General features: G+C 70.6%; 9 protein-coding genes. 4 read left to right on the forward strand and 5 right to left on the reverse strand.

The genetic code is table 11. From position 1 onward, the window contains the following. Nucleotides 1-65 precede the first annotated feature (65 nt). On the reverse strand, nucleotides 66-809 hold the full coding sequence (ppgK, locus tag UW392_RS37770; protein ID WP_320779752.1) for a polyphosphate--glucose phosphotransferase: 744 nt from the start codon (nucleotides 807-809) through the stop codon (nucleotides 66-68). Between the two features lie 133 nt (nucleotides 810-942). Further along, a complete protein-coding gene (locus tag UW392_RS37775; protein ID WP_320779753.1) occupies nucleotides 943-1,959 on the reverse strand; it encodes a 4-hydroxy-3-methylbut-2-enyl diphosphate reductase in 1,017 nt (338 codons plus the stop codon). 100 nt (nucleotides 1,960-2,059) lie between these two features. Here UW392_RS37775 and xseA point away from each other — a divergent pair, with 100 nt between their 5' ends. Both xseA and UW392_RS37785 read left to right on the forward strand, forming a co-directional pair. After that, nucleotides 2,060-3,268: an exodeoxyribonuclease VII large subunit gene (gene xseA / locus UW392_RS37780; protein WP_320779754.1), complete on the forward strand. Its 1,209-nt coding sequence runs from the start codon at nucleotides 2,060-2,062 to the stop codon at nucleotides 3,266-3,268. A 10-nt stretch (nucleotides 3,269-3,278) separates the two neighbouring features. After that, entirely contained in the window at nucleotides 3,279-3,539 is a 261-nt protein-coding gene (locus tag UW392_RS37785) for an exodeoxyribonuclease VII small subunit (protein WP_320779755.1), read from the forward strand. A gap of 67 nt (nucleotides 3,540-3,606) precedes the next feature. Here the strand turns inward: UW392_RS37785 and UW392_RS37790 are convergent, their stop codons facing one another. Beyond that, nucleotides 3,607-4,116, reverse strand: coding sequence for a DUF4245 domain-containing protein (locus UW392_RS37790; protein ID WP_320779760.1), 510 nt, complete (start codon nucleotides 4,114-4,116; stop codon nucleotides 3,607-3,609). 263 nt (nucleotides 4,117-4,379) lie between these two features. Between UW392_RS37790 and glpX the strand changes: the two genes are divergently transcribed. Beyond that, complete coding sequence (gene glpX, locus UW392_RS37795) at nucleotides 4,380-5,411, forward strand: class II fructose-bisphosphatase (protein ID WP_320779756.1); 1,032 nt, start codon at nucleotides 4,380-4,382, stop codon at nucleotides 5,409-5,411. A 124-nt stretch (nucleotides 5,412-5,535) separates the two neighbouring features. Here glpX and UW392_RS37800 read toward each other — a convergent pair whose 3' ends face one another. Then, nucleotides 5,536-5,904 carry a WhiB family transcriptional regulator gene (locus tag UW392_RS37800; RefSeq protein WP_320779757.1) on the reverse strand — a complete coding sequence of 123 codons (369 nt, stop codon included), beginning with the start codon at nucleotides 5,902-5,904 and terminating at the stop codon, nucleotides 5,536-5,538. Between the two features lie 174 nt (nucleotides 5,905-6,078). Next, nucleotides 6,079-6,783: a DUF1707 domain-containing protein gene (locus tag UW392_RS37805; protein ID WP_320779758.1), complete on the reverse strand. Its 705-nt coding sequence runs from the start codon at nucleotides 6,781-6,783 to the stop codon at nucleotides 6,079-6,081. Nucleotides 6,784-6,986: 203 nt separating this feature from the next. On the opposite strand from UW392_RS37805, the gene UW392_RS37810 reads away from it, so the two are divergent. Next, the coding region (locus tag UW392_RS37810) for a fumarate hydratase (RefSeq protein WP_320779759.1) at nucleotides 6,987-8,605 on the forward strand (1,619 nt) is incomplete at its 3' end.

Genomic DNA, 8,605 nt, shown 5'->3' on the forward strand with positions numbered 1-8,605 from the left:
CGCCCGCCCGGGCGCGCCGCCGCACGGCGTGAGCGGGACCGCCGCGCACGGGCCGGGCGCGCGCCCTACCGCGTCGACGCCCGCATCGCCGCGCCCACGATGCCCGCGTTGTTCAGCAGCTGCGCGGGGACGACCTCCGCCTCGATGCCCTCGATCAGCGGCAGGAACTTGTGGGCCTTGCGGCTCACTCCGCCGCCGATGATGAAGAGCTGCGGGGAGAAGAGCATCTCCACGTGCGCCAGGTACGTGCTGACGCGGCGGGCCCACCGCTCCCAGGAGAGGTCCTCGTCCTCCTTGGCCTTGCTGGAGGCGCGCTTCTCCGCGTCGTGGCCGTCCAACTCGAGGTGGCCCAGCTCCGTGTTGGGCACGAGGACGCCGTCCACGAACAGCGCGCTGCCGATGCCGGTGCCGAAGGTGAGCAGGGCGACCGTGCCCCGCCGGTCGCGCCCCGCGCCGAACCGCATCTCGGCGACACCGGCCGCGTCGGCGTCGTTCAGCACCGTCACCGGCAGGCCGCCGAGGCGCTCGCCGAGCAGGGCGCGCGCGTCCACGCCGATCCAGTTCTTGTCGACGTTGGCAGCCGTACGGACGGTGGTGCCGCCGGCGACCACGCCGGGGAAGGTGACGCCGACCGGGCCCGTCCAGCCGAAGTGGTCGACGACCTCCTTCACCCGGTCCGCCACCGCGTCCGGAGCCGCCGGTCGCGGGGTCAGTACCTTGTACCGCTCGTCCGCGAGGTCGCCCCGTTCCAGGTCCACCGGAGCGCCCTTGATCCCGGATCCGCCGATGTCCACACCGAAGATCTGCATGGCCTTACGTTACGTCGTACGACGGACAGGACGGACAGTGATGTCCCGACGGACAGTGATGTCCCGCGGTGCACGGGACGCCACTCGTCCCGTCACGTGTCTCGTCGTACCGCCAGGCGTACCGCCCGGCACGTCACTCGGCGGCCGGGGCCTGCCCCGTACGCTCCGCCATCAGCGCCGCCGCCTCGTCGCGCAGGTCGCGGCGGAGCTCCTTGGGCAGCGAGAAGATGATGGACTCCTCGGCCGCCTTGACGATCTCGACGTCCTCGAAACCGCGCTGCGACAGCCACTCCAGGACCTGCTCCACGAGGACGTCCGGCACGGAGGCGCCCGAGGTGACACCGACCGTCGAGACGCCCTCCAGCCAGGACTCGTCGATCTCGTCGGCGAAGTCCACCAGGTGCGCGTCACGCGCGCCCGCCAGCTTGGCGACCTCGACGAGCCGCACGGAGTTCGAGGAGTTGCGCGACCCGACCACGATGACCAGGTCCGCCTCGGCGCCCATCTGCTTCACGGCGAGCTGGCGGTTCTGCGTGGCGTAGCAGATGTCGTCGCTGGGCGGGGAGACGAGCTGCGGGAACTTGTCCTTCAGCGCGTCGACCGTCTCCATGGTCTCGTCGACGGAGAGGGTGGTCTGGGAGAGCCACACGACCTTGGACGGGTCGCGGACCTCGACCTTGGCGACGTCCTCGGGGCCGTCGACCAGCTGGATGTGCTCGGGCGCCTCACCGGACGTGCCGATGACCTCCTCGTGGCCCTCGTGCCCGATCAGGAGGATGTCGAAGTCGTCGTTCGCGTAGCGGATGGCTTCCTTGTGGACCTTGGTGACCAGCGGGCAGGTCGCGTCGATGGTGGCGAGGCTGCCGCGCTTCGCCTCCTCGTGGACGGTGGGGGCGACGCCGTGCGCGGAGAACATGACGATGTTGCCCGGGGGCACCTCCTCCGTCTGATCGACGAAGATCGCACCCTTCTTCTCCAGGGTCTGCACGACGTATTTGTTGTGGACGATCTCGTGGCGGACGTAGACCGGGGCCCCGTACTGCTCCAGGGCCTTCTCGACGGCGATCACGGCGCGGTCGACGCCCGCGCAGTAACCGCGCGGGGCTGCGAGGAGGACACGGCGGCCAGGCTGAGCAGTCATGCCGACCATCGTACGGGCCGTGTCCGCGGGTCGTGGATCACGTCCTGGCCGCGCACCCCGGGTTCCGGGTCCCGCCGCTCTGTCGGTGGCGCCCATTACCCTCGGGCGCATGGCACTGACTACGTCCGCGGACGCCCCGCTGCCCGTCGGCGACGTGTCGCGGCTCATCGGGGGATGGATCGACCGGCTCGGCGCCGTGTGGGTCGAGGGGCAGATCACCCAGCTGTCGCGGCGCCCGGGTGCGGGCGTCGTCTTCATGACGCTGCGCGACCCGTCGCACGACATCTCCGTGAGCGTCACCTGCTTCCGGCAGGTGTTCGACGCGATCGCCGACGTCGTCAGCGAGGGCGCCCGCGTCGTGGTGCACGCGAAGCCGGAGTGGTACGCGCCGCGGGGCCAGCTCTCCCTGCGGGCCGCCGAGATACGGCCGGTCGGTGTGGGCGAGCTGCTCGCACGGCTCGAGCAGCTGAAGAAGTCGCTGACCGCGGAGGGGCTGTTCGCGCCCGAGCGCAAGAAGCCGCTGCCGTTCCTGCCGCAGCGGATCGGGCTGGTCTGCGGCCGCGCCTCGGCCGCCGAGCGGGACGTCCTGGAGAACGCCCGGCACCGCTGGCCGGCCGTCCGCTTCGAGGTGCGCAACGTCGCCGTGCAGGGTGTGCACGCGGTGTCCCAGGTGGTCCAGGCCGTGAAGGAGCTGGACGCGCGCGAGGACGTGGACGTGATCGTCGTGGCGCGGGGCGGCGGCAGCGTGGAGGACCTGCTGCCGTTCTCCGACGAGCAGCTCGTACGGGCCGTCGCCGCCTGCCGTACGCCGGTGGTGTCGGCCATCGGGCACGAGCCGGACACCCCGCTCCTCGACTACGTGGCCGACCTGCGCGCCTCCACCCCGACCGACGCCGCCAAGAAGGTCGTGCCGGACGTGGGCGAGGAGTACGAGCGGGTGCGCTGGCTGCGCGACCGTGCGCGGCGTTGTGTGGAGGCGTACGTGGAGCGCGAGGAGCGCGGGCTGGCGAACGCGCTGGGCCGCCCGTCCATGGAGGACCCCCACCGCATGGTCGACGAGCGCGCGGACCAGGTGGACTCGCTGCTGGACCGCGGCCGCCGCTGCTTCGGCCACCACCTGGACCGTTCGCTGTCCGAGCTGACGCACACGCACGCGCGCGTGGTGGCCCTCTCCCCCGCGGCGACCCTGCAGCGGGGTTACGCGGTGCTGCAGAAGGCCGACGGCCACGTCGTGCGCGCGCCCGAGGAGGTGGCGGCGGACGAGCCGCTGCGGGCGCGGGTGGCCGGGGGCGAGATGACCGTACGAAGGGACGCTTAGGGTGGAGACCATGACCAGCAAGGTGAGCGAGGACGCCGGAACCGCCGGGGCGGGCGGGTCGCTCGGCTACGAGCAGGCGCGTGACGAGCTGATCGAGGTCGTCCGGCGGCTGGAGGCGGGCGGTACGACCCTGGAGGAGTCCCTCGCCCTGTGGGAGCGCGGCGAGGAGCTGGCCAAGGTGTGCCGGCGCTGGCTGGACGGCGCGCGCGAGCGGCTGGACGCGGCGCTCTCGGAGGACGGGGACGGCGCGGGGGAGCCGAAAGGGGACTAGGGCGCTTCTGACGCATCTCCGTGGGAGCCGGGTCCGTGCGGGACACGCACCCGGCGCGTTCGGCGGCCTACTCCGTCCTCAGGGCCTCCGCCATCGTCGTGAGCCGTGCGAAGGACGCCGAGCCCGTGACCACCGTCGTCGAGCCCTCGTCCTCCAGCACGAGGGCGTCGTACCGCTCGCCCTCGTAGCGGTGCCAGGTACGGTCGCCGATCTCCTGGGTCTCGCCGGTGTCCTCGGCGTTCTGCGTGGCGTCCTCGATGAACGTGGACGGCTTCTCGGCGGACTGCTGGACCGACACGTACGCGCCCTCGGGGTCGTGGTATCCGAGGTGCCAGGCGTCGGACCGGTCGCCCTGGAACCGCACCGAGGTGGGCTTCCAGCTGTCGGGCAGGCCCTCGGGCGCGGCCACCGGGTACGACGCCGCGCGGCGGGCCGTCTGGAGCTCGACGCTGTAGTCGACGCGCCGGAGTTCGGGCTCCCCGTCGTCGTGCGGGACGAAGAGATAGATGACCCCCGCCGCGAGACAGATGAGTCCCAGGGAGAGGACCATGTCGCGGACCGTCTGCTTGCCTTTCATGCCTGCCACGCCCTCATCGTCGCAGGTGCACCGGTCTGCTCATCCGTGGGGTCCCCTGCTCGTTTTGTCGACCTGGCGATAGAGTCACTCCGAACCCTCAACCGGCCACACGGGACCGCCCTCCACCCTCACCCACCTGCTCTTCGCACCCTCGGCCCCGTCCCCACCCCACCTCTTCCACCCCGCCGCCGACGCCGAGGTCACCCCGCGGGCGCGGACCCGTGTGCGCCGAACCTGTGCCGTACCAGAAAGGTGCATTGACGATGACCGAGCATCATCTGCCGTCCGAGCTCGAGGTCCCCTCCGAGGCCCCCGACCGCAACCTCGCTCTGGAACTGGTCCGTGTCACCGAGGCGGCCGCGATGGCCGCTGGCCGCTGGGTCGGCCGCGGGGACAAGAACGGCGCCGACGGTGCCGCCGTACGCGCCATGCGCTCCCTCGTCTCCACCGTGTCGATGAACGGCGTCGTCGTCATCGGCGAGGGGGAGAAGGACGAGGCACCGATGCTGTTCAACGGCGAGCGCGTCGGTGACGGCACCGGCGCCGAGTGCGACATCGCCGTGGACCCGATCGACGGCACGACGCTGACGGCCGCGGGCGCGCCGAACGCGATCGCCGTCCTGGCCGCCGCCGACCGCGGCACCATGTTCGACCCGTCCGCCGTCTTCTACATGGACAAGCTGGTCACCGGCCCCGAGGCCGCCGACTTCGTCGACATCAACGCGCCCGTCGCGGTGAACATCCGCCGGGTCGCCAAGGCCAAGCGCTCCACGCCGGACGACGTGACGGTCGTCATCCTCGACCGGCCGCGCCACGAGGGCCTGATCAAGGAGGTCCGGGACACCGGCGCGCGCATCAAGCTGATCAGGGACGGCGATGTCGCGGGCTCGATCCTGGCGCTGCGCGAGACCAGTGGCGTCGACCTGCTGCTCGGCGTCGGCGGCACTCCCGAGGGCATCATCTCGGCGTGTGCCGTGAAGTGCCTGGGCGGCGTCATCCAGGGCAAGCTCTGGCCGAAGGACGACGAGGAGCGGCAGCGCGCGATCGACGCCGGCCACGACCTGGACCGCGTGCTGACCACGGACGACCTGGTCTCCGGCGAGAACGTCTTCTTCGTCGCCACCGGCATCACCGACGGCGAGCTGCTGCGCGGTGTGCGCTACCGCGCCGAGACGGCCACGACCGACTCGATCGTGATGCGCTCCAAGTCGGGCACGGTCCGTCGCATCGACTCCGTGCACCGGCTGAGCAAGCTGCGCGCGTACAGCTCGATCGACTTCGAGCGCGCGAAGTAGCGCGACACACGTACGAACCGGTACCGGTGCCGTACGAGTAAGGGGCGCCCCGGACACGAAGGGGGCGTCCCTTGCCCGTACGCACCGTACGAACCGCAGGTGCCGTGGGCGTCGCGGGCGCCGGCTACCCGGCGGCGACTATCGACCCCCGTGCCGCCTTCTTGAGCTCCAGGTCGCGGCGGCGGCGCCGGGCCAGCACCACACGGCGCTCGGCGGCGGTGAGGCCGCCCCACACCCCGTACGGCTCCGGCTGCAGCAGCGCGTGCTCCCGGCACTCGACCATCACGGGACAGCGGGCACAGACCCGCTTGGCCGCCTCCTCACGGGAGAGACGGGCCGCGGTGGGCTCCTTGGAAGGGGCGAAGAACAGTCCCGCCTCGTCTCGCCGGCACACGGCTTCCGTGTGCCACGGGGCGTCCTGATCCCTGTCTCGCACTGGTACCCGCTGGGACGGAACACGGACCTGCAGGGACGAATGCGGCGGTTGCAGCACGGTCTACTCCTGACGACGGCTTCGCGAGCGAGAGTCGATGCAGCAAGCCCTACCCGCTGTGCGCGAGCCTATGCACTGAGTTCCGAACCGCTGGAATTCAGGGGCGGAACGCCCGATCCGCGAAGATCGACGAGGGAGTGGACAACCTTCGCGAACGACCCGAATTCGCAATCGTCAACGATCCAGATGTTTGCGCAAATGGTCGTCGACCTTGCGTGAGACACGGTCGAGCAGATCGGCTATCAGCTTCCCCCGCTTCGGTTTCGCCTCGACGCTCCCGAAGACGGAGAAGCCGTCCACGTAGACCACGGGTGCGTCACTCTGGCCGGAATCCACCGCGGCGACCTCGAAGGTGCCGAGGACTCCGCCGCCGCTGCCGCGCAGCGAGACGTTCTCCGGGACGCGGATCTCGACGCTGCCGAAGACCGAGAACGCCTTGATCATCACCTGCCGGTGTTCGAAGAGCGCTTCGCTGAGGTCTATCTCGACACTGCCGAAGACCGCGTACGCGTGGATGCGGCGGCCCGCCCGCCAGCGCCCCTTGCGCGTCGCGCCGCTGAAGACGGCCACCACGTTCTCGTCGGGGTAGGCCGGCATCGAACCCGGCTCCGGACGATGGGACACCGGCACATGGAAGCCGGCCGGCCCGGCCCCCTGCCGCCGGGCGGCCGGCAGGTCCCGTACGAACACGTCCAGCTCACCCACTGTCTTGGCGCCCAGTACGCCCTCGACCCGCTCGGCGTGCTCGTCCGCGGTGAGGCGGCCCTCGGCGAGGGCGTCACGCAGGAGGTCGGCGACCCGGTCACGGTCGGCGTCGGAGGCGCGCAACTGGGCCGGCGGCAGCGGCTCCTGGGGGGCGTCGCTCTTCTGAAGGTCCACCCGAGCAGCATAGCCACTCGCGATAGATCGCGACTAGGGTTGGACGCCGGGGAGATGCCGGGAAGACGGGACGGGCGGAGACGGGGTGGACGGGAGGAACTGAGCCTTACCTCACAAGCTCGTCGCCGCAGTCAGGTTCTACGCTGTTCGAGCGCTGCCGACGGAGGCCAGCCGCCACCTGTGTGAAGTGAGGAATAGGCGAGATGCCGGAATTCGCGTACACCGATCTGCTCCCCATGGGAGAGGACACCACCCCGTACCGGCTGGTGACCTCCGAGGGCGTCTCCACCTTCGAGGCCGGCGGGCGCACCTTCCTCAAGGTGGAGCCGGAGGCGCTGCGCAAGCTCGCCGAGGAGGCCATCCACGACATCCAGCACTACCTGCGCCCGGCCCACCTCGCGCAGCTGCGCCGCATCATCGACGACCCGGAGGCCTCGTCGAACGACAAGTTCGTCGCCCTGGACCTCCTCAAGAACGCCAACATCGCCGCCGCGGGCGTGCTCCCCATGTGCCAGGACACCGGCACGGCGATCGTCATGGGCAAGCGCGGCCAGAACGTCCTCACGGAGGGCGGCGACGAGGAGGCCCTCTCCCGCGGCATCTACGACGCGTACAAGAACCTCAACCTGCGCTACTCGCAGATGGCCCCGCTCACCATGTGGGACGAGAAGAACACCGGCTCCAACCTCCCGGCGCAGATCGAGCTGTACGCGACCGACGGGGACGCGTACAAGTTCCTGGTCATGGCGAAGGGCGGCGGCTCGGCCAACAAGTCGTTCCTCTACCAGGAGACGAAGGCCGTCCTGAACGAGGCCTCCATGATGAAGTTCCTGGAGGAGAAGATCCGTTCGCTGGGCACGGCCGCCTGCCCGCCGTACCACCTGGCGATCGTGGTCGGCGGCACGAGCGCGGAGTACGCCCTCAAGACCGCGAAGTACGCCTCCGCGCACTACCTGGACGAGATTCCGGCCGAGGGCTCCGAGCTCGGTCACGGCTTCCGCGACAAGGAGCTGGAGCAGAAGGTCTTCGAGCTGACGCAGAGGATCGGCATCGGCGCGCAGTTCGGCGGCAAGTACTTCTGCCACGACGTCCGCGTCATCCGCCTCCCCCGCCACGGCGCGTCCTGCCCGGTCGCGCTCGCGGTGTCCTGCTCCGCCGACCGCCAGGCCGTCGCGAAGATCACCGCGGAGGGCGTCTTCCTGGAGCAGCTGGAGACGGACCCGGCGCGGTTCCTGCCGGAGACGACGGACGAGCAGCTGGACGAGTCCGGCGGCGACGTGGTGAAGATCGACCTCAACCAGCCGATGGACGACATCCTGGCCGAGCTGACGAAGTACCCGGTGAAGACGCGGCTTTCGCTCAGTGGCCCGCTGGTCGTGGCCCGCGACATCGCCCACGCCAAGATCAAGGAGCGGCTGGACGCGGGCGAGGGGATGCCGCAGTACCTGAAGGACCACCCGGTGTACTACGCGGGCCCGGCCAAGACCCCCGAGGGCTACGCCTCCGGCTCCTTCGGCCCGACGACGGCCGGCCGCATGGACTCCTACGTGGAGCAGTTCCAGGCGGCGGGCGGCTCCAAGGTGATGCTGGCGAAGGGCAACCGCTCGCAGCAGGTCACGGACGCTTGCGGCACGCACGGCGGCTTCTACCTGGGCTCCATCGGCGGCCCGGCCGCGCGCCTCGCCCAGGACTGCATCAAGAAGGTCGAGGTCGTCGAGTACGAGGAGCTCGGCATGGAGGCCGTCTGGAAGATCGAGGTGGAGGACTTCCCGGCGTTCATCGTCGTGGACGACAAGGGCCACGACTTCTTCAAGGACCCGGC

The organism is Streptomyces sp. CRN 30 (assembly GCF_034105845.1).